The 22537-nt window shown below is 36.9% G+C and carries 15 protein-coding genes and 1 tRNA gene; 5 read left to right on the plus strand and 11 right to left on the minus strand.

Annotated features, from left to right (window positions below; genetic code table 11):
• Position 1: 1 nt before the first annotated feature.
• Together KFE94_17240 and KFE94_17245 are read right to left on the minus strand one after the other, a co-directional pair.
• On the minus strand, positions 2–1231 hold the full coding sequence (locus KFE94_17240) for a DNA methyltransferase (protein UTW66374.1): 1230 nt from the start codon (positions 1229–1231) through the stop codon (positions 2–4).
• Positions 1232–1731: 500 nt separating this feature from the next.
• Positions 1732–2550, minus strand: a complete 819-nt coding sequence (locus KFE94_17245) for a hypothetical protein (GenBank protein ID UTW66375.1) — start codon at positions 2548–2550, stop codon at positions 1732–1734.
• Between the two features lie 170 nt (positions 2551–2720).
• Between KFE94_17245 and KFE94_17250 the strand changes: the two genes are divergently transcribed.
• The gene (locus KFE94_17250; protein ID UTW66376.1) at positions 2721–3482 is read left to right on the plus strand and encodes a PKD domain-containing protein; all 762 of its coding nucleotides are present in this window, start codon (positions 2721–2723) and stop codon (positions 3480–3482) included.
• Positions 3483–3738: 256 nt separating this feature from the next.
• Here KFE94_17250 and KFE94_17255 read toward each other — a convergent pair whose 3' ends face one another.
• The 3 genes from KFE94_17255 to KFE94_17265 all read right to left on the minus strand — a co-directional run bounded on the left by KFE94_17255 (position 3739) and on the right by KFE94_17265 (position 6564).
• Positions 3739–5139: an RtcB family protein gene (locus KFE94_17255; protein UTW66377.1), complete on the minus strand. Its 1401-nt coding sequence runs from the start codon at positions 5137–5139 to the stop codon at positions 3739–3741.
• 22 nt (positions 5140–5161) lie between these two features.
• Positions 5162–5806, minus strand: coding sequence for a hypothetical protein (locus KFE94_17260; GenBank protein UTW66378.1), 645 nt, complete (start codon positions 5804–5806; stop codon positions 5162–5164).
• Between the two features lie 685 nt (positions 5807–6491).
• Positions 6492–6564, minus strand: a tRNA-Phe gene (locus KFE94_17265).
• A gap of 157 nt (positions 6565–6721) precedes the next feature.
• On the opposite strand from KFE94_17265, the gene KFE94_17270 reads away from it, so the two are divergent.
• A complete protein-coding gene (locus KFE94_17270; protein UTW66379.1) occupies positions 6722–8443 on the plus strand; it encodes a WYL domain-containing protein in 1722 nt (573 codons plus the stop codon).
• Positions 8444–8471: 28 nt separating this feature from the next.
• On the opposite strand, the gene KFE94_17275 is transcribed toward KFE94_17270, so the two are convergent.
• From KFE94_17275 to KFE94_17285, 3 genes are all read right to left on the minus strand, one after another.
• On the minus strand, positions 8472–13355 hold the full coding sequence (locus tag KFE94_17275) for an SBBP repeat-containing protein (GenBank protein ID UTW66380.1): 4884 nt from the start codon (positions 13353–13355) through the stop codon (positions 8472–8474).
• 112 nt (positions 13356–13467) lie between these two features.
• Positions 13468–14493 carry a TonB family protein gene (locus KFE94_17280; protein ID UTW66381.1) on the minus strand — a complete coding sequence of 342 codons (1026 nt, stop codon included), beginning with the start codon at positions 14491–14493 and terminating at the stop codon, positions 13468–13470.
• A 109-nt stretch (positions 14494–14602) separates the two neighbouring features.
• Positions 14603–15379, minus strand: coding sequence for a helix-turn-helix transcriptional regulator (locus KFE94_17285; protein ID UTW66382.1), 777 nt, complete (start codon positions 15377–15379; stop codon positions 14603–14605).
• Between the two features lie 88 nt (positions 15380–15467).
• Between KFE94_17285 and KFE94_17290 the strand changes: the two genes are divergently transcribed.
• Positions 15468–16277, plus strand: a complete 810-nt coding sequence (locus KFE94_17290; GenBank protein ID UTW66383.1) for a class I SAM-dependent methyltransferase — start codon at positions 15468–15470, stop codon at positions 16275–16277.
• Positions 16278–17014: 737 nt separating this feature from the next.
• Here the strand turns inward: KFE94_17290 and KFE94_17295 are convergent.
• Positions 17015–17689 (minus strand): DUF2293 domain-containing protein, encoded by a 675-nt coding sequence (locus KFE94_17295; protein ID UTW66384.1) that lies wholly within the window; start codon positions 17687–17689, stop codon positions 17015–17017.
• A gap of 138 nt (positions 17690–17827) precedes the next feature.
• Here KFE94_17295 and KFE94_17300 point away from each other — a divergent pair, with 138 nt between their 5' ends.
• Positions 17828–18109, plus strand: coding sequence for a hypothetical protein (locus tag KFE94_17300; protein ID UTW66385.1), 282 nt, complete (start codon positions 17828–17830; stop codon positions 18107–18109).
• Between the two features lie 323 nt (positions 18110–18432).
• Here KFE94_17300 and KFE94_17305 read toward each other — a convergent pair whose 3' ends face one another.
• Both KFE94_17305 and KFE94_17310 read right to left on the minus strand, forming a co-directional pair.
• The gene (locus tag KFE94_17305) at positions 18433–19773 is read right to left on the minus strand and encodes a HAMP domain-containing histidine kinase (protein ID UTW66386.1); all 1341 of its coding nucleotides are present in this window, start codon (positions 19771–19773) and stop codon (positions 18433–18435) included.
• Entirely contained in the window at positions 19763–21121 is a 1359-nt protein-coding gene (locus tag KFE94_17310; GenBank protein UTW68306.1) for a sigma-54-dependent Fis family transcriptional regulator, read from the minus strand. The genes KFE94_17305 and KFE94_17310 overlap by 11 nt, the downstream gene beginning before the upstream one ends.
• A gap of 162 nt (positions 21122–21283) precedes the next feature.
• Between KFE94_17310 and KFE94_17315 the strand changes: the two genes are divergently transcribed.
• Positions 21284–22534: an HlyD family efflux transporter periplasmic adaptor subunit gene (locus tag KFE94_17315; protein ID UTW66387.1), complete on the plus strand. Its 1251-nt coding sequence runs from the start codon at positions 21284–21286 to the stop codon at positions 22532–22534.
• The last annotated feature ends 3 nt before the right edge of the window (positions 22535–22537 follow it).

Here is a 22537-nt window from a genome sequence, read left to right on the forward strand (position 1 = left end):
GCTAATTCTTTTGCATTACTACTATAAACTCCTTGTTCATCAGACTTACTTTTTTACCAACATTGCCAGTAGGACTATTCTGTCGAGGCATTCTTTTACCTGAAATTTTTCGGGTAAACGTATCGATATGTTCAAACCCATAATTTTCGAAGAAATCTTTAGTAATTTGATCTGTCAAAACTGTTGTCCCTCGAACATTACGATTACTGACAACATAACATGAGATGCCACCTGGATTCACTAATTGAGATACGTTTTTTATCGACTTTTCATAATCACTGAAAAAAGAGACAACGTCAAGAACTCTTTTGGAATCTACTTTTGAAATCTCACTAATGTTTTCATTTAAAGCCTCACTCTTGAATTTTTTTAATCGAACAGCTCTTTGTCCTCCCATTAAGTCTTTATCCAAAGTCCTCCCATTTTCCATGAAGCCTAACCATTGATTTGCCAGGGTAGAAAATTGTCCATAAGCAACTGTAGTCGCAGAATCACCATAAGGAGGTGAAGTTACAACCATATCTACCCCAGTATTAAAAACTTTGTTTTTTCGAACACTTCTAATTGTATTAACATTTAAAACTTTAGATACGGAATCATTTTTTCGTCCTTCTATGAATTCTATTAAACTTTTAAAATTTCTTCCTAACACAAACTCCATTCTACCATAAGGATCAGGACTAAAGTTTTTAATTTGCTCACTACTCATTTTATAAAGCTTAAACTCATTATTTCTAGTCCAAGATGTGTCTCTAATAGTTTGACTTAGTGCTACTTTGAAAAAATCTGAAATATCATTGTTTTCAATTCTATCAACATATTTTTTAATAACCGCGAGCTTTTGCTTAACATCTTTTGAAAACCAAAAATCGATTCTAGGGAAACTAGGAGCTATAATTGAATCTGCTCCATCAAACCCAAAACGAAACCTAAATAGGTATTGATCAAAATCATGTAAATGAAATTTAAGTGTTTGTATTTCTATTGGTGTCGTTTTTACCTTTGCTAATAGTCTAGCTAATGGATTTAAATCCGAACCGACTGCATTGATACCCGCCAAATTAGCCTCAACCAATGAAGTTCCCGTTCCACAATACGGATCAAAAAGCAATTGAGCGTTTGTTCCATAGTCAGTGATTAACTTTTTAGCAATTTGGGGTATCATCATTGCAGGATAAGTATGAAATCCATGTGTATGAGTTTTTGTGTTTTCAGATTTAAAGTCCCACATTATCAATTTGTTTTTATAATCTCAAATGTAATAATAGATCTAGTTCAGTAATTATTGGAATCAATCTAAATATTCCTAAGTTATGATTAATTGGAATTTTTATACTTAGTACTTTTTTGATTTTTCATTTTACTTCAATCACTCAACTGTATTATTTGTTTGAGTTTTTCCTTATATACACAGTTTAACAGATTATTACAATGGTTCTATTATTTTATTACAGAACCTTTTAAATTGTGTTACTCATTTTGTTTTCGCAAGCTATGTTAACCATGTTTAAAATCACATCCGTATAAACCCGTATTTTACTAATGTGGTAACTACGTATAAAAACCTCGCAAATCACTAATAAACAATACAAAACATCACAGACTAAAAACTAGCAACAATTAACTCAATTGAGAATGAACGTCAATTTTCTTTAGGATTAGAAAAAATGTTATGCATGATGCTTAAGATTTAAGACCTAGAAAGGTCTTCTATGACATCTTCACTCTGCTTCAACCCTTCCAATAATAAACCACCACCTCCAAAACCGTTAATAGAACCACCAACCCACTTACCAGATAAAACGGTAACCAGATACTGGTAATCAAAGGTTTGATTTGATCTACAATCTGGATCCGAATAAACGAATTGACATCTTGAGAGGTCTTCTCGTAATCGGAATGAATCCATTGGTTAAACGCATTTTCCAATTGGTCGGGTTCTACCAAATCTTCTTGCCCTATGTATTCGAGCGATTTGGATACCGAGATAAAAATGATTGCTTTTTCAATAGACTCTAATTGGGTGACCATTTCGGATTTTGCTCCACCCAATAATCCATTGCCCATAAAACCTAATCCATATTTTTCACTAATGGCATCTACCATTCCCTGCGCAATGGCTTCGTTCATCTCCGATACTCCACCTCCTGCAGCATACACCGTTTGTGCTGCATCAAAAACTTCCTGAATCAACTCCTCATCTTCAAAATAAACCTCCCGGCAGTACTTTAATCCATAATCCACCCCACGTTGCACTTCGTGATCTACAATTTTCACACTCCCCAAATGCAAACTCACCGTAACACTCATCGCTATGATGGAACCGTAAAACAAGACATGTAATATCTTCACGCCCACACGGGTCAGACTGGATTCAAAACTTCGCTGAAACCCACTATATTTCCGGATCATTCTCCAGATAATGAGCACGACTACGGTACCCAAAACAAATCCAACCAAGGCATGAAGCATTAGCGTCAACGTATGCGCCATCAAAACCTGCCCCAACAAAAGCATCATTTCTGTAGAGAATTCAAAATCAATTTCCATAGAGTAAAAATAACATTTTGATGGGTATGAATTTATTTCAGGAATGTCAGCAATGAAACGTTACAAAACAATCATTTTGCGACATTTTAAAGCTTTATTCTGAAATGATTTGCTGAAATACTACTTTGGCCGCGTTTTAATTCAAAAAGACAACCAAAACACAAATCGTGATGAGAAAATTTAACTGGGTATTGATGTTATTAATGATGGTTGGAATGACAGCCATTCAAAGTTGTGAAAAAGAGGATCCGCAACCTCCTTCTACCAACCCTCCAACAAATCCGAATCCAAACCCTGCGCCACTACCAGAAGCATGTTGGTCCGCTTATGCTAAAATTACTCCAACAGCCTTAAAGGTTGAATTCACAAACTGTTCTTTTAATGCAGAAAAATACATCTGGGATTTTGGAGATGGAAATACTTCAACCGAAGAGTCTCCAATTCATTATTATGAATATTATGGGTATTATACAGTGAAATTAACAGCTATAAACAGTGATGGTGTTAAAGATTTCTTTATTGCCACCATTGGAATCAATATTCATCCAACCAAAATGATCATTCAGGAAATCAAAGTTCTTAAATGGCCGGAGACCAATAACGGAACCTCCTGGGACCCACTTACCACTGCAGATATGTATCCTAAACTTATCAAAACGGTATCTCAAGATGAGGTTTATACCAGTTCTAAAGTTGTAGAAAATGTAGTTCAGGGTACACCAGCTATTTTCGGAACGGATTCAGGACTACCTACTGATACGATACCTCTTAATGATGCATGCACATTGACTTTTTTCGATCAGGACAATAATACTCCAGATCAAAACATGGGATCTATTCAGTTTTTACCTAAAGACTACGATAAGGTAGCTACTGGTAAATTCACCCTTCAAAATGGTGACTGGGAAGTTGAGGTAAGTTTTACATTTTAACACACAAATATTATAGAGATTTCGCACAATAGTTCATGTTAACCCGAGCATGAATCAAAATAGAAACCGCATCGTTTGATGCGGTTTTTTTGTTCTTTTAACCTTGTACTTCGACCGATTCAGAATTCTCAAAATATCTAAATACGATTGATTATATATTACCGAATGCTAAACCTGTCGAAGTAACAAAAGAAAACAAACAAGAAATCAAGGTTTAACCCTCATACCACAGTAGTATTCAGATTAAACCTTAAACTCACTTATTCTCCTTTTTCATTCGTTCTCTTTTACGAACTCTCCATGGAGCATTCTTCGCATAATCTCCAGCCATAATTGATCCATAGGGCAAGACTTCATCAATCACAGTACCCAAACCAAATTCTTCCATTTGATTTCGAACCATCTGCGCACTTTTATAGGCAGATGGTAACTCCGTAATATCAATTTCATTTGAAAAGAAACGTACGTCTAATCCTTTTGTTTCTTCAGCAAAAATCTCTTCAATTGGTGTATCTCCCTTAGATCTCTTATGCTGAGTTCTGCTAATATTTCGTCCTGCACCATGTGGCGCAAAACCTAGATTGGAAACTGTACTCTCCCCTTCTACAATCAAGACCGGTTCAGCCATATTCAAAGGAATCAATCGCGGACCAATGATATCCGGCATAAAATTCTCATTCAATGGCGTAGCACCCTTTGCATGATAAAACAAATCACCATCCTGAAATACAAAATTGTGTTCATTCCAAAATCGATTTTCAATTTGTGCTCCCGCTTTTCGTGCCGTTTCATTATGAATCACCATATGATTCTCTTTCGTCCATTTTCGGATCACTTGCAAAGCATCCCAATATTCCTGACCTTCAGGAGTATCATATGGAATCCAGGCGTTTTGTCTCAAAGTCTCTTTAGACAATTTCTGTCTAAACTTCTCTGCCATTTTCATTCCTTTAGAAAACAATCGTGCGCCCACACCTCGGGAACCGTGATGTGTGATCATCATTGTATTACCCGTGTTTTTAGACGTTCCGATAAATAAGAAATGATTCCCATCTCCTTGCGTTCCCAAATGTTTACGAGCGACTTGAATCATATTATTATCGTTCAAGATTCGATTCCCTTCAAAAGCTTCTAATAACTCGGTTGGAAAAGGATATTGCTCATCTCGATTTCTACCAAAAGGCCCGAAGTGTGTAGCTTCGTAAGCCGCATCCATCAATAATTTCGGATCGGTTTTACCAAAATCGGTCAACATCACCGAACAACAAATATCTGCACTATGCATCCCCGGATGGATGGCATTTTTAGTAACCACCACACCTCCTACAGGAATGGTTCCCAAAGATGAGGTAGGACATGCATCCGGCATGATAGAACCACCTACTACCGTAGGTGTTTTCATGACTTCGTTCATGGTCGCAATCACCTGATTCACATTCTCTTGTTCCAACTCGTTTTCGGCTTTTAAGTTTAGCGCGTAAGCAACGGGTTCGGAATGCAAAGGAATCATTGGAGGTGTCTTAAATTGCTCCAAATAATTTAACATCTCCTCTCCTTCCAGTTGATGTGTATTGATGTATTCAATGGCTTCTTTAAACCATTTGTCGGGCGTATAACCCAAATTGATTAATGTATTTCCGTTTATATTGTTATTCATAACATTCTAATTTTAAAGGTGACTAGCGCTTAAATTTGAAAGCGCTAAATAATTCGGTCCACCATGATTTCTTTGATGTGGCCTCTGTCGTAAGTTGTGTCAGCGTTTCACCGATTTCATTGCCATCCGACTTTAAAGCATCATATAATGAGGGTCTTTTGGGAAAAGATAACTCTTCCAGTCGAACGTGATCCTTATCCATACCTTGCTGTATTACATTTAGCAAAACTGTTGCTTCTTCCCTGATGTATTGCTGTGTATCATCAGGAACCGGCATATGATACGATTCACATTCTTCAACCATAAAATAACAATGCGATAAGTGCTCCAGAAAACTATAATCGTTGTAGGTCCACAAATTATACAATTGATCCAATATCCTAAGTAAATCGGTAGATTCTAACTGTAAACTTTCAAGCAACATCTTGATCTTATACATCTGAAAATGATCTTGACCCAAAGTATCAGTAAGTAATTTCTCCAACGCATATTTCACACCTTTCTTAGAATAATTGATAGCATATAATTCTAGTACAAATGCATCTTTTGTAATTTGATCGGATAATTCTTCATTTTCATATAACCATGATTCAAAAGCCTTAACTGACAGCGAACCGTGGGTTACCGCTACTATTTTTTCTATCAGGTATTTTGGTATTGTTTTCATGATTTCTCATTTACAAGACAAATGTCTATCTGCTCTACGCAATCTTTTTGCGTAATAAAAAAGATTTATAACTATTCCTCCTTTCCTTTTTTGGTTGCACAAAAAACGAAACCAAAAAAGTGCACTCTTCCCAAGACATTTTTAGCTTCACTGCGCTACGCTAAAACCGAAGCTTAATGGCTAAAATAGCTCCAAGGCTTCGCTATTTCTTAACGCCATTAACTTCTATGATGCGGGAAGAGCATCTTTATCCTATTTAGAATTACTTTGTAAAAATGGCTTTCAATTGATCCATAACCTGTGAACCACCGGACTGCTTTGCACTATTTTCATTAGATCATTTTTACAAGTGATCAACTTTTGATGGAATGGATTTTAAGTCCAACCGCTGGATTAAAAGTCCAGTGCTCTACCCACTGAGCTACATACGCATCATGTATGGCGGGAATCGAACCCACGACACCTGTCTTGCTGCTTTATCCACTGAGCTATCTCATACTGAGAGAGGGATTCGAACCCTCGTAAACAAGAAATGGTAGTTAACATTGAAGTCATATAGAAGCATATCGCAAAACATTGCTCTACGACACTACTGCGCTATTCAGAAACGCTAGTCTGGTCTACATCAAATCAACCATCAACTGTCTTTAGTGCTTAAACACCATATTTTAAAGAACATTTGTTGTGGAACAGAAAGGATTCGAACCTTTATCTCTGGATTTTCAATCCAGCGCATTGACCAACTTTGCTACTCTTCCGTTTTACTTTGCCCCACCATCTTTCCGCTTTCAGATAGTGGGGATTTTACGCTCGATAACTGCTTTATCAATTAATCTGCGACAAAGGTTCAGCACTACTACGCAGTCTTTTTGCGTAATGAAAAATTAATTCTACTTTTATCAAAATTTCTTTAAAATGCCTGCAAATAGAAACGCCCTAGTTCGATACAAAACCATTGACAAATGCCTCCAAAACCGCTATAGACAATGGACTTTAGACGATTTAATTGATGCCTGCTCGGATGCTTTATATGATCATGAAGGAATTTTAAAAGGTGTAAGTAAAAGAACCATTCAGGCCGACATTCAATTAATGCGCAGTGATAAATTGGGTTACAATGCCCCCATCATTGTTATTGATAAGAAATATTACACATACGAAGACAAGGATTATAGTATTACCAATATTCCGATCACGGATCAAGATCTAAACCAGCTTAACGAAACCATAGAATTTTTAAGACAATTCAAGGGATTCTCTCACTTCAAGGAATTGGACGGAATGGTGCAAAAACTGGAGGATCATGTTTATGCACAAAAAACCAATCAAAAACCGGTTATTGATTTTGAAAAGAATGACAACCTTAAAGGACTCGAGTTTTTAGATGAACTGTATCAGTCTATTATCAAAAAGAAGGTGATTAAGGTAACTTATCAATCTTTTAAAGCCAGAAATGCCAGCTCATTCGACTTCCACCCTTACCTATTGAAAGAATTCCGCAACAGATGGTTCTTATTTGGCTCTAAAAACGGGAGAACAGACTTATTGAGTTTAGCATTAGATCGGATGATTCAGATTGAAAAAAGTGAATCCAGATATCGAGAACATCCTCCCGAATTTGATCCCAGCACTTATTTTAAAGATTCTATTGGGGTTTCAGTTTCTCCGAATCTTCAACCGGAAAGGGTTATGCTGTATATCACCAGGAAACACGCGCCTTATGTTCTCACCAAACCTTTTCATTCTTCGCAAAAACTTATAGAACAAGATGATTATGGAATTACCATTTCATTAGATGTGCAGCATAATTTTGAATTGGAAAAAGACATTTTGGGTTTAGGTGATGGAGCGAAAGTTATTGCTCCAAGAAAACTAAGACGAAACATTCAGGATAGATTGCAAGGCGGATTAGACCTATATCATACGGAAATTAGTAAATCCGGATTAGACAAACTCATCAATAAACTAAGGCATAAAGGCTTCGATACTTTGAATTATGTTTACTCCAAAAGAGAACTCAGACATATTTCAAGACAAATTGATAAGTACTTCGCACAAACAGATGAACCTAAATTTGGAAAAAGAACACTGTTAAAAGACATCCCAAACCTTAAACCTTTACTGATCAATAAAAACTTACTCAGAATTGTACGTTCTATTGATCCTGATGCATTTATCACCAAAGCCATTTACTTTGACAAGCCTGCAGATGCAAACTGGTATGTCACCTGGCATCAGGATGTGCCCATAAATGTGAATCAAAAAATGGATCTTGAAGGCTATTCCGGTTGGACCTACAAAAAAGACATCCATAGCGTGTGTCCTCCCGAAGAGATCTTAAAAAATACATTTACCATCCGAATTCATTTGGATGATACAGACAGTCGGAATGGCGCCTTAAAAATTGTCCCGGGATCGCAAAACAAACGACTTTCAGATACGGAGATCAAAACTATTACTGAAAATAGTGTTCCTTATCTGTGCGAAGTACTTGCCGGTGGAATTCAATTGATGAAACCACTGTTATTACATTCATCTTCTAAATCCGAAAAACAAAAGAGACGTGTCATTCATTTAGAATTTTCTTCATCTGAACTTCCAGACGGTCTGGAATGGCTGGAACGAGAGCGTATTTAAAGTTTAGCCAGTAATGACCAAAACATTCTTAATTTTTCACAATATTAAAAAGTGATGTTACCCCATCCATCTCCACTTGAATAAAATACACTCCTCTTTCTCCGATTAATTCTAAACTTAATTTATCCGTATTATTTCTTTGTATCGGTCCCATCACTTGCTGACCAACACCGTCAAACACATTTATTTCAATATTTTGATAAACTCTCCCTAGATCTATGGTCACATCCCCTCCAGTCGGATTAGGATACACATTAAAGTTAGGATTAAATACAAAGTCCTTGATCCCTACATTTGTTAAAGTAACACAAGATGATGTGTCTGTACAACCATTCATTGTTATTTCTACAGCATAATTGCCACTTTGCGTTGCCGTATAACTAAAATTAGTTTGATCAGGAATCATTGTATAATTTGAAGAACAATCTAACCATTGATAGCTTGCGCCAGTATGATTCGCACTAATCGTATTTCCGTTTATAGTTAAAGATGTATCAATTGTAGTAATCGTTAAGCTTAATGTTACGATACTATCACACCCTAAAGTATTTGTTAAAGTATCTTGATATACACCTGATATAGTCCAGGTTTTACCACTTACTGAGGTATAACTATTACATGCCGTTTTCGTATCCGATCCTGTGGTTGATTGATTTATTGTGAGCGTCAGAGTCACAATGCTATCACATCCCATAGTATTCGTTAAAGTATCCTGATATACACCAGATGTCGTCCAGGTTTTACCACTCACAGAGGTATAACTATCACAAGCTGTTTGAATATCCACTCCAGACGTTGACTGATTTATCGTTAGATTAAGGGTTATAATACTATCGCAGCCATTCGCATTCGTCAAGGTATCCATTGCAGTATTATTATTCATAGAATAGGTCACACCATTGATCCACGTATAAGCATCACATGCGATTTGAGTATCTACTCCGAATGTTGAATTATTGATCGTTAGATTCAACGTAACTATACTATCGCAACCATTGGAGTTAGTTAGGGTGTCCTTTGCCGTGTTATTATTAGCTGTATAAGTAATACCATCTATCCATGTATAGGAACCACAAGCATATTGAACATCAACACCAGTTGTTAAATGATTTATGATAAGTGTTAAAGTCACTATACTATCGCATCCCAAAGCATTTGTTAAAGTATCTTGATATACACCTGATGTAGTCCAAGTTTTTCCACTTACTGAGGTATAACTATCACATGCAATTTGATTATCAAACCCTGTTGTTGAATTATTTATCGTGAGTATCAAAGTCACAATACTATCGCAACCATTCGCATTCGTTAAAGTATCCTGGTAAACACCTGATGTAGTCCAGGTTTTACCGCTCACTGAGGTATAACTATCACAAGCCGTTTGAATATCGACTCCGGTCGTTGATTGATTTATCGTTAGATTAAGTGTTATAATACTATCACAGCCATTCGCATTCGTCAAGGTATCCATTGCAGTATTATTATTCATCGTATAAGTTACACCATTGATCCATGTATAAGCATCACAGGCTATTTGAGTATCTACTCCGAATGTTGGACTATAGATCGTTAGATTCAATGTAACTATACTATCGCAACCATTGGAATTAATTAGCGTATCCTTTGCAGTATTATTACTAGTCGTATATGTCACCCCATCTATCCAGGTATAAGAACCACAAGCGGATTGAACATCCACTCCTGTTGTCAGATGATTAATCATTAAGCTTAATGTTACGATACTATCACATCCCAAAGCATTTGTTAAAGTATCCTGATATACACCTGATGTAGTCCAGGTTTTACCACTTACTGAGGTATAACTATCACATGCCGTTTGATTATCTATACCAAATGTAGATTGATTTATCGTGAGTGTTAAGGTTACAATACTATCACATCCCAAAGCATTTGTTAAAGTATCTTGATAAATACCTGATGTAGTCCAGGTTTTACCGCTCACTGAGGTATAACTATCACAAGCTGTTTGAACTTCAACTCCGGTCGTTGACTGATTTATCGTTAGATTAAGTGTTATAATACTATCGCAACCATTCGCATTCGTCAAAGTATCCATTGCAGTATTATTATTCATGGTATAGGTCACTCCATTGATCCACGTATAAGCATCACATGCGATTTGAGTATCTACTCCGAATGTTGGATTATTGATTGTTAGATTCAATATAACTATACTATCGCAACCATTGGAATTAATTAGTGTATCCTTTGCTGTATTATTACTTGTCGTATATGTCACCCCATCTATCCATGTATAACTATCACATGCAATGATATCATCAACAACCAGATCGGAGTTAATTGTTAAATTCAACATAACCACACTATCGCAACCATTGGAATTAATTAATGTATCCTTAGCAGTAAAATTACTGGAAGTATAGGTAATTCCATTAATCCAGGTATAACTATCACAAGCCACATGCGTATCCGTAGCAGTATTGGAATTAACTATAGTGAGATTAAGAGTTACTACACTATCGCACCCCAGTACGTTGGTTAAGGTATCTAATGTAGTGAAATTATTGGAGGTATAGGTTACTCCATTTATCCAGGTATAGCTATCACATGCTGTGATGACATCCACCCCTGTATTCGCATTAATGGTTAGATTTAACGTGATCACACTATCACACCCAGAAGTATTGGTCATAACATATGTTGCCGTATTATTTGAAGCGTAATAAGTAACCCCATTAATCCAGGTATAACTACTGGAACAAGAATATTGCGTATCTATAACGGAATCAACACATAAAACTTTGACCAAAAAACCATCATTAAGACCGCCATGAATATTCTGATGTCCATTTATAGCCATACTGGAAGTAGACGATGTTATTCCAGTCATATATAAACTTCCATAGTCTCCAATGGCACAATACGGATATCCCTCATCACCAATTCCTCCATAATAGGAGCCCCACAATCTTCCCCCTATAGAATTAAATTTAACTAAAAAAATATCATCAAAACCGCCAGAACTTAAAGTATCCTGAAAACCTGCATGAGCAATATTGGTATCTGATCTGGTCATCCCAGCCATGTATACATTCCCGGAATTATCAACTGCACAAGAATAACCATGATCCGCATGATTCCCTCCATAATAAGTCCCCCATTTTCGAACTCCAGATGAACTAAATTTAACTAAGTATCCCTCTGAATATCCCATTCCTCCCATAAACTGATTTTGGAAACCTCCATACGCTATATTGTTTCCCGAATATGTAGATCCTGTTAAATAAACGTTTCCAGAATCATCCGAGGCACAAAAGGTTCCATAATCAATTCCTGTCCCACCATAATAAGTAGCCCAAACTCGTCCACCTAAACTATTAAATTTCACCAAAAAAGCATCACTCAGGCCTCCTCCATGTGTATTTTGCATCCCTCCTGATGCAATGTTGGTAGTTGACCTTGTAGTTCCTACCAAATACACATTCCCAGAATCATCTACTGAACAAAGTCCTCTATCTTCCTCATCTGTTCCACCATAATAAGTACTCCATATACGGGTTCCTGAAGAACTAAATTTAGCCAAAAAAGCATCTCCAAACAATGGTCCACCATTAAATGAATTATCATAACCACCACTAGCTATATTGGATGTGGACTGAGTAATACCAGATATATATACATTCCCTTGATTGTCAACACTACTAGAGTTTATCACATCTATGGTATTTCCTCCATAATACGTTCCCCACTGTCGCACTCCTTGTGTATTAAACTTTACTAAAAAAGCATCAATATAACCACCACCATAAGTGTTTTGGTGTCCTCCAATAGCTATACTTGAGTTCGAGTTAGCATACGATCTGGTGGAACCTGCCAAATACACATTCCCAGAATCATCTACTGAACAGGTGTATCCAACTTCTCCTAAATTACCTCCATAATACGTTCCCCACAATCGCACTCCTTGTGCATTAAACTTCACTAAAAAAGCATCACCACCATTTAAATATACATTTTGATGTCCACCAGCCGCTATATTGTTTGTAGAAGTAGTATTTCCTGCCATATATACATTCCCAGAATCATCTACAGCACAAGCATAACCTCGTTCTCCTATAAGTCCGCCATAATAAGTAGCCCAACCAATTACAGGATCTATTATTAACAATTCCGTTTTGTTATACTCTGGAATTTTAAAACTAATCTCATCCTTATCTAATTCAAAATAAGTTAACAACTTTCTATCTCCCTGGTAACTTATTGGGTGGTCTTCATAAACTTTACCCATACGATTGATCATCGTTAATGAACCTGTATCATCTAATTTAATTTGTTCGGCATCAATTACTTTTATCTTGATCTGATTTGGATTACCTCCGGGATGAACAATAAAGTCATACTTAATTACCCCATTCTTACAATAAATAACCCAATCAATATCTGGATAAATGTCATGATAGGTGATTTCAGCATAGGAATGTACATTTAACGCATTAAGCTTGTAATATTGATTATAATCTTTACTTTTTCCTTCCATGGTAATGATCGCATTAGGGTTGGCACCTACTAACTTAAAGTCCATTCGGTAAGTTTCCAAACTTATTTCATCAGTCAAGTCTTCCATTAACTCAGGTAGTATACCCTTTTGGAATTTATCCAATGATTCCGTGTTATCCGAATATTGAATTTTATTAAATTGATAGGCAATTCCTGTGGATAATAGAAAAACAGACAGGTCACCGCTTTGATATATAAACTTCACTCTGGAAGCATCCTCCCCTGTTACCTGTCCTTTGTTTTCTTCAAAACCGAAATGTTGGTTATCAATATATTGTTGTATTTCCTCTAACTTAGAAGGTGCATTCTCATTATCTACGGCTAAGAGAGTAATGGAATATAAAAAGAGTATCAGTATACCTAGGGATTTCATAAAATGAATTGTTTAATTCGAGTCGCAAATATAGACACTTAACATGGAAGAACTTGAGAAACTATTATATTAACCTCAAAAAATAAAAACAAATAGGATTACACCAAAAACTCTAACTCAACTTAAAAACTATAGGCAAATTATATTTCACACGCGTCTTTCTGTTCTCGCTAATCCCAGGTAGCCAATTAGGCATTGATTTAATCACTCTTATGGCTTCATGATCTATGGAAGGACATAAACCTCTTAGAATTTTAATGTCGATAATTTCACCATTTTCATCTATAATAAATGAAGCATATAACCTACCCTGAATATCACTATCTCGAGCATCAGGTGGGTAACGTAGGTTTTTACCCAGGAACGCATACATTTCTGATTCTCCACCGGGAAATACAGGCTCTTGATTGACTACCTGTTTTTTAGGATTGACTTCTTTACCATCTTCATTCCAATAAGTAGCGCTTACAGCTTCCCCTTGTTCATAAACAACTACACCACTAGGTTTCCCGGAATTAAAATAGTACTTCCACTCTCCTATTTTATCTCCATTTTCATATGCACCTGTATCATAAACTAATTTTTCAGATCCATAAAACACGTAGGTACCATGGAGTTTCCCCTCCTCATTATAATGTTTGGTATATTCTTTATCTCCATCATCAAAAAAACCAATCCACTCTCCCAAACGATTACCATTTAAATATTGGCCAGTACTTTTGACTTTACCGTTTTGATGTAAGCTGATCCAAATCGAGTCTTTTTCGCCTTCAGCATTGTAATTACCATAGGACTTCTTTTCTCCTGTAGGATAATAAATCGTCCAAAGTCCAACCTGAATATTATTTAAATATTTGCCAGTTTGATGCAAACTCCCATCCGAATAAAACGTTTCAAATTGTCCATCTCTAATTTTACTATCCTTGTTTTGATAATATCCTTTTTGATACATCACCCCTTTCATCGTATAGATTTCAGAGTATGATACCTCCTTATTTACTTTCACCTTTTTTTGGTAGTAAAAAGCTTTCTTTTGGCTGGTCTTTGAGAAATCATGTTTCAAGTAAACGGTTGTTGTATCCTGTGCTGATAGACCAACACTTAAACTTATCAGTATGAAGGCAACTAAGTATTTCATGGTTTGTTTTTGTATCATTAATCTTATTGGAAACGAGGTGTAAATGTAGACTTTTTCATTTATCGTAAGCAACAGAAATGAGCATTAAATGATCTCCTAAGAAACCCGACTATAAAAACATTAAATCACGAATAGGGCGTTCCGGAATTTGAGAATAACGATGCATAAATTGTTTTGGCGTAACCCCAGAATAACCTTTAAACTTTCTAATAAAGTGGGATTGATCATAATATCCTAAATCCAACCCAATGGTGGTTAAATCACTTTGATCACTTCTTTCCAGAGCTATAAGCGCCTTTTCAAATCGAGAGAGTCCCAGATATTTCCCCATAGAAACTCCGGTATGGGTTACAAATTTCTGCTCTATCCTTCTTCTACTCAGTCCAATTTTTGAAAAGTCGAATTGATCTAGCGTTAGATCTGTATTGTTTTTAATGAGATGGGCAATCCATAACGAAATAGGATCAGTTTGATAACGCTCTATTTTTTGAAACAAACTCTTTTCTAAAACATCTATTATTTCTTCTTCATTCTGTGCCGTATGAAGCATATCCGATACATCACGATATTCACTTATATCAGATATATCAGTGGTTTTAGATGAAAAATCAACCATGGGAATCTGCATTAAAAAATCTGCTGACCACGCATTCAAACTAACACCAACAGCTTTAAAAGGCTCGGTATACACAATGCTTACCGTATTTTTTAAATGACCAGAAAAGAAGACCTTATGTTCTCCATTCAATTCAAAAAACAATTCAAAACGACCAAATGGAAAAAGAGTCTGCTGAAAAGGTAAATCGGATTTCTCCACCTGAAAAAACCAAAAATGATCTACGACAGAATTTAACGCCTGATTCGGTTGGATTTTTTTGTACTGCATTTCGTTTTTGTACAATTTATTGCTTCCAAATATATGGTTATTTGCCATGCATTTAGAAACAGCAATTAATTAAAGAATGAACTTAAACATGGACTTAACAAATAATGTGGATTACATCAAACTGAATAAAGAATCCTGGGAATCTCGACTACAAACACATTTAGATTCAGAATTTTATGCGGTAGCAAAATTTAAACAAGGAGCCAGTTCCTTAAACCAAATAGAATTGGATATGCTAGGTGATATTCAAGGTAAATCCATTTTGCATTTACAATGTCATTTCGGGCAAGACTCGATGTCTTTAAGCCGGATGGGAGCCCAGGTTACCGGAGTTGATTTTTCAGAAGATTCAATAAAAAAGGCGCAAGAAATAGCCTTTGAGCTTGGGTTGGATACACAATTCGTATGTTGTGATATCTATGACTTAAAGAATCACTTAGACCAGAAATTCGATATTGTATTTACAACATATGGTACAATCACCTGGCTTCCTGACCTGGATCGTTGGGCCGATATCATTCAACATTTTCTAAAACCAGGTGGCGAATTTGTGTTTGCAGAATTTCATCCCTTTGTATGGATGTTTGATGATGATCTCAAAAAAGTCATTTACAACTACGATAACAAGGAGGCAATTGTTGAAGAGGAAGAAGGTACTTATGCCAATCCAGACTCCAAAATCACACAAACCAGTATGACCTGGAATCACGCCATGAGCGAAGTTCTGACCAGTTTAATTCAGCATAAACTGATGATAACTGATATTATGGAATACGATTACGCACCATATCCATTTGTAAAAAACTGCGAGGAATTTGAAACAGGAAAATATAGGATCACACATTTTAAAAACAGAATTCCGCTGGTATACTCTATTAAGGCAATTAAAACTCAATAATAACCTACAGCGAATTCACAATATTTGTTCTTGTTTTACCAATATGATTAATGATATATTTTGCCGGATGCTGAGCCTGTCGAAGTAACAAGGCAAATAAATCATCATCACATTAATTTCAAATTAACGCGATAAACTAGTGCTTGCCAGCGAATACACTATTTTCCTTTTTTGCTTGCTCAAAAAACGAAACCAAAAAAGAGCACTCTTCACAATGCATTTTTAGCTTCACTTGGTTACACTAAAACCGAAGCTTAATGACTAAAATAGCTCCAAGGCTTCGCTATTTCTTAACGTCATCAACTTCTATGCTGCATGAAGAGAATAAAAACCAGAATATTATTGAATTGATATTTATCCGATATAATCCTTAGTAAACAATCGTTATTTCCTTTAAATATTTAACAGCTCTAAATTAAAAAAGTGCGCTGGCCACAGAACAAATAGCGGGCAAGCGTTGGAGTGAATGCCAAATCTGTAGAAAATCATCAAAGGCGTTTACGTTTCCCCTATTTGGGGACTACTTTGATTGCTTTTCAAGGATTTGGCAGAGCGCGTGGATAGCATTATTTGTTCTTGATTTTTGCACCACTTTGTATCAGGACAAAGTGGTAAATCAAAATATCTAATACGATTAATGATTTATTTTGCCGGATGCTGAGCCTCTCGAAGTAACAAGGCAAATAAATCATCATCACATTAATTTCAAATTAACGCGATAAACCATCACAAACCAACTATGACTTACGCCATCTCCTCAAAATTGAAGTAATATCACTTTTTACTTCCGAACGAATCATCCTTTTCGTTTTGCCTTTATTGAATTGACTGTCGTAATCCGTTTCAGCATGACGAATATGCGCTTCCACAGCCAAATCAATCATCTTGGCATCAAATTGCTTAGCGTCAGCGGTTCTACCCACTCTTCCACTATACTTCTCGCACGCATGTTGCGCAATAGCTTCTTCTCTTCCTTTTGGACAATTGGGGTATCTATTTCGAATGGCTTTTGAAAATTCTGCCACATAGATTTTATCCTCTGCTGCTCTTTTCACAGCGGCTTTTGCATTGTTTTTCGCTCTTTTCTCCTGATCCGCTAAACACTCTTTTTTTGCCAACTCTATTGCTACTGCTTCTACATATTGACCTTTACGTTCAAAACGTCTACGTCTTTTATTCCAGACATATAATACACCACAATAACTCGAATGCTTTTTTGATCTTCTCGTCATCGCAGCATCACCAGGTTCCAAAAAAGCTGCATTTACATATGGCGAACATTTAAAACAAGTTCCACGATGTTCTTCTGATTCAGCTACAAACTTTTCTCCAAAACGCACCGACCTTTTACACCTTTGACAACTAAGTGTTTCCTTTTTGGTTACATATACATTTCGTGTAAAAGTGTGCATTCGATTCCCTATTTAAAGAATCGCAAATAAAAGGATTTACAGGTATTACGGAGAAATCCCACTGACAATAATTATCAGGATCCTGGATATTATCCTGAGATTTCGAATTACTTTTGGCGATTCTTAAAATCTGATGTTATGACAAAGAAGGAGAAAGTAGCTAATAATAGACGATTAGGTCAAATTTGGATGGAAATTAGAGCTTACAAAAATGCTTCAAAAACACGTTCATCAGGTTCGAGTTGGCCAGAGATTCAATCTAAATATCAAGAGTTTGTAAAGAATAACGAAGGTCTTTGTCTGGCTATTGAAAGCGCCTACCCTAAATCAGTGGATCAATTAAAGGAATTGAAATACCCGAATGATATTGATAAAACCATAGCCGCGTTAAATGCGGTTATTCCTTCGGATGAGGGCTAAGTATACAACATAATTAAAATACATAAACACGCTATTTTCCTTTTTTGCTTGCTCAAAAAAGTTATCTCCGTTAAATATTAAACTGATTTAGCACTAAAATCATAAAAGTGTGCTGGCAGCAGAACAAATAGCGGGCAAGCGTTGGAGTGAATGCCAAATCTGTAGAAAATCATCAAAGGCGTTTACGTTTCCCCTATTTGGGGACTACTTTGATTGCTTTTCAAGGATTTGGCAGAGTGCTTGGATAGCATTATTTGTTCTTGATTTTTGCGCCACTTTGTATCCAAACAAAGTGGTATAACAAAACATCTAAATAAGATTAATCAAACCTCCAAAACAAACTCCGTTCTACCAGATTCCGAACTGGCAGAAATACTCCCCTTATGTTTCCGCATAATCTGCTTAGACAAACTCAAACCAATTCCTGAACCATTTTCTTTGGACGTATAAAATGGCAAGAAGATTTTATCCTGTTCTTCAGGCAGAAATCCCTTTCCATTATCAATCACACGAAGTTTCAGCGCTCCATTTACTCCTTGTTCAGCAATCACTTCAATTTTCTTATCTGAGCTATTTTCCAGCGCTTGTACCGCATTCTGAAGTAAATTCAACACCACATGTGTTAAAAGTCTTTCATCACCATGAAATACCTCTTGCGGATACTGATTACTTACGTTTAGTTCAATCTCTAAATCCTCTGCTTGTCCTCTAAAAAGTAATACTACAGAATCTAACCAGTTTTGCAGATGAATCACTCCAAATTCCGGTTCCGGAATCTTAGTCAATTTACGGTAATTATCCACAAAACCACGGAGTCCACTCGCCCGCTCTCCTATCACCTGCAGTCCTTTCACGGTATTATCAATATCCGTTTGTTGCAATTGAGCTAACTGTACCGGAGTGTCATTTTGAATAAAATAACCACTCAAAGTTTGACTTAAAGAAGTAATCGGTGCAATAGAATTCATGATCTCATGTGCCATGATGCGCATCAACTTCTGCCAGGTATCCAACTCGTGGGCTTCAACCTCGGTTTTGATGTCATACAAAGAGAAAATGCGATACGTTTTATCTGAGAACCGAATCTGTGCTACTTTCACCGCCACAAGCTTTAATTGATTTCCATCCAAAATCTTTAAATGCTCACTTTGATCCGGTTTTAAATTTTGCATTAAAGCAAACAATGTAGGTTGATGTTGCTCCAACCTACGCATATGAGTTAAATTCGGTAAGCCAATGATTTGAAGCGCAGTATCGTTTACAATCTCAACAAATTGTTCATCATCCACAGCAATCAATCCGCTAGCTGATCGCTTCATAAATTCTTTAAAAAATCGTTCGCTATTGGCTTCACGAATTCTAATATCTGTGATGACCTCATTCATCTCGTTTAGCTTCTGATACAATTCGTTGAGATGCGGGTCATTCTGATCTGTAGAAAATCGCAAACTCCCATCTTCATACTTCACCCCTTCAAAAAACAAATGCACTTTGCTATGCATTTGAAACATCCACTGCAAAGTGCTCCACACAACCACAAACATGAGCAATACAGCCAATGCTCCCAATTCCCAATATTGATACACAAAAGCCAGCGTTCCTCCGGAGACCAAAAGAATCAATAAGACCAGACGCCATAAAACCGAGGTATATCTAGAGCGCATAACGTTTGATTTTGTTGTACAATGTCTGACGTGTCACGCCCAGTTTCTCTGCCACCAAAGACAAATTCCCCTGATAACGATCCATCGCGTTAATAATCAAGTCTTTTTCCATTTCCGAAAGTGATGGTAATTCTTTGGGCATAGATGAATTTACTGCTTTTAAATCAAAATCTGCCGGCATCAATACATCTCCTTCCGATAAAATCACCGCTTTTTCAATGGTATGTTGCAATTCCCGAACATTCCCAGGCCAATGGTAATTATTAAGTTTACGTAAAGCCTGGGTTCCCAGTCTTAGATGTGGTTTCTGATACTTTTTCTGATATACCTTCAAAAAATGAGTTGCTAATAATTCAATATCTTCTCCCCGTTCTCTTAATGGCGGCAACTCAATCTGAATGGTATTAATCCGATACAATAAATCTTGTCTAAAACTTCCCTCTTGTACCATTTGGTCCAAATTGGCATTTGATGCAGCAATCAATCGGATATCTACAGGAACCGCTTTACTCGTTCCTAAAGGAAACACCGTTCGACTTTCCAACGCTACCAGAATCTTAGATTGCAATGGCATGGTTAAATTTCCAATCTCATCTAAAAACAAAGTGCCTTTATCTGCCAATTGAAATTTACCCGGTTTATCGGATTTCGCATCGGTAAACGCGCCTTTTTTATATCCAAACAACTCACTTTCAAATAAGTTTTCCGGAATGGCACCCATATCTACATTCATCAACAAACCTTGATGACGGGCAGATAACCTATGGATTTGTTCCGCAATTACGGCTTTCCCGGTTCCATTCTCTCCTGTAATCAAAACATTGGCATCGGTAGCTGCCACCTTTTCCGCCATCCGCAATACTTTTTGCATGGCTTCAGATTGCCCTATCAGTTCATTCCGGGACTGTAGCGCATCTTTGAGATAAGATTCACGCTGTTTCATCTCCGATAACTTCTGATGCGATTGACGCAACTTTAAAGCGGATTGCAAGGTCGCACGTAGCTTTTCATTATCCCAGGGTTTAAGCACAAAATCTACCGCACCTAATTTCAGTGCTTTTACAGCCAATTCCACATCTCCATATGCAGTGATCATGATCACTTCGATCTGCGGACTCCATTTTTTAATCTCCTGTAACCAGTACAATCCTTCATTGCCAGTATTTAATCCGGCAGAAAAGTTCATATCCAACAAAGCCACATCAAAGTCATTACGATCCAGCTGTTCTTTGATCAAATTCGGGTTGGCCAAACACTCGATTTCTTCAAAGTCACTCTGCAACATCAATCGCAAAGCACTCAAAGCGCTTTGGTTGTCATCTACGATTAAAATTCGTCCGGTTTTCATATCGAAATCAAATGTACAAAATGCAAACACGCGATAGCAAAGTGTAAAAATATTAGACAGTGGATTGTCCATTTCTTTGACACTCCCCTATACTCCTAAAAACTCAAACCATTACTAAACAACACTTTAACCTTATGGCATTTCGTTTGGCATAGGCACGGCATGGATCGCACCATTGAAAATAAAAATTGGCTCCGCATCAAACACCGCGGAATTTGGATTTTGGGTATTCTGGGCATTGGACTCACTTCTATTGCTTTGATTTGGGACGACAGTTCCGCATTAAGAGTTTCACGAGATCAATTGACCATTACCACGGTACTGGACTCTCCTTTTCAGGAATACATCAACGTACGTGGACGTGTAGAACCTAAATACATGAGCTATGTAGATGCCGTAGAAGGCGGAATTGTAGAAAAGATCTACCTGGAAGAAGGCGCGATGGTCCGTAAAGGCGATACACTTTTGATTTTAAGCAATCTTAATCTCAGCTTAAACATTCTCAATAGTGAAGCACAATTGGCAGAGAAAGCCAACTTCTTACGCGAAACGCAAATCAGTATGGAGCAACAAAAGCTTTCTTTAGAACGTGAACTACTCCGTTTAGAATTCGACCTCAAACAAACTGAACGTAAATATCAGCAAAATCAGGCTTTCTATAAAGAACAATTGATTTCAAAAGAAGACTTTTTAGCCTCTGAAGAAGCTTATCATTTGGCTATCAAACTCAAAAACTTAAGTATAGAACGTCAAAAGCAGGATGCTGTATTTCGCAAAACCCAAATTCAGAAAATTGAACAAAACCTGCAAAACATGGAACGTAATCTGGCTTTGATCTACCAACGTCAGGAGCATTTGATTGTTCGCGCTTCTGTGGATGGACAATTGGCAGCGCTAAACGCAGTTCCGGGCCAATCTGTAATTCCCGGATATCGTCTGGGACAGATCAACGTTTTGGGTAATTATAAACTACAAGCCAGCATTGATGAACACTACATTGATCGCATTCATAAAGATTTAGCCGCTCAATTGGAACGCCAAAATGAAAACTATGCTTTACATGTAGATAAAATCTACCCGGAAGTTCGCGAGGGTCGTTTTCTGGTGGATCTGGTTTTTGATGATGCCATGCCCGAAAATATTCGCAGCGGTCAAAACTATCATCTCAATATTCAGTTGGATGACCCACGCCCTGCACTACTCGTGCAACGTGGAGCTTTCTTCCAATCTACCGGAGGACGCTGGATTTACGTACTCGACAAAGACGGACAAACCGCCAGTCGTCAAACCATTCAAGTGGGAAAACAAAATCCTAAATACTATGAAATCCTGGATGGACTCCATGCCGGAGATCAGGTCGTGGTTTCGTCTTATGACCTGTTAGGAAACAACGATAAATTAGAAATAGAATAACAC

The sequence above is a fragment of the bacterium SCSIO 12643 genome (genome assembly GCA_024398135.1).
Classification (GTDB): Bacteria; Bacteroidota; Bacteroidia; order Flavobacteriales_G; family Salibacteraceae; genus CAJXZP01.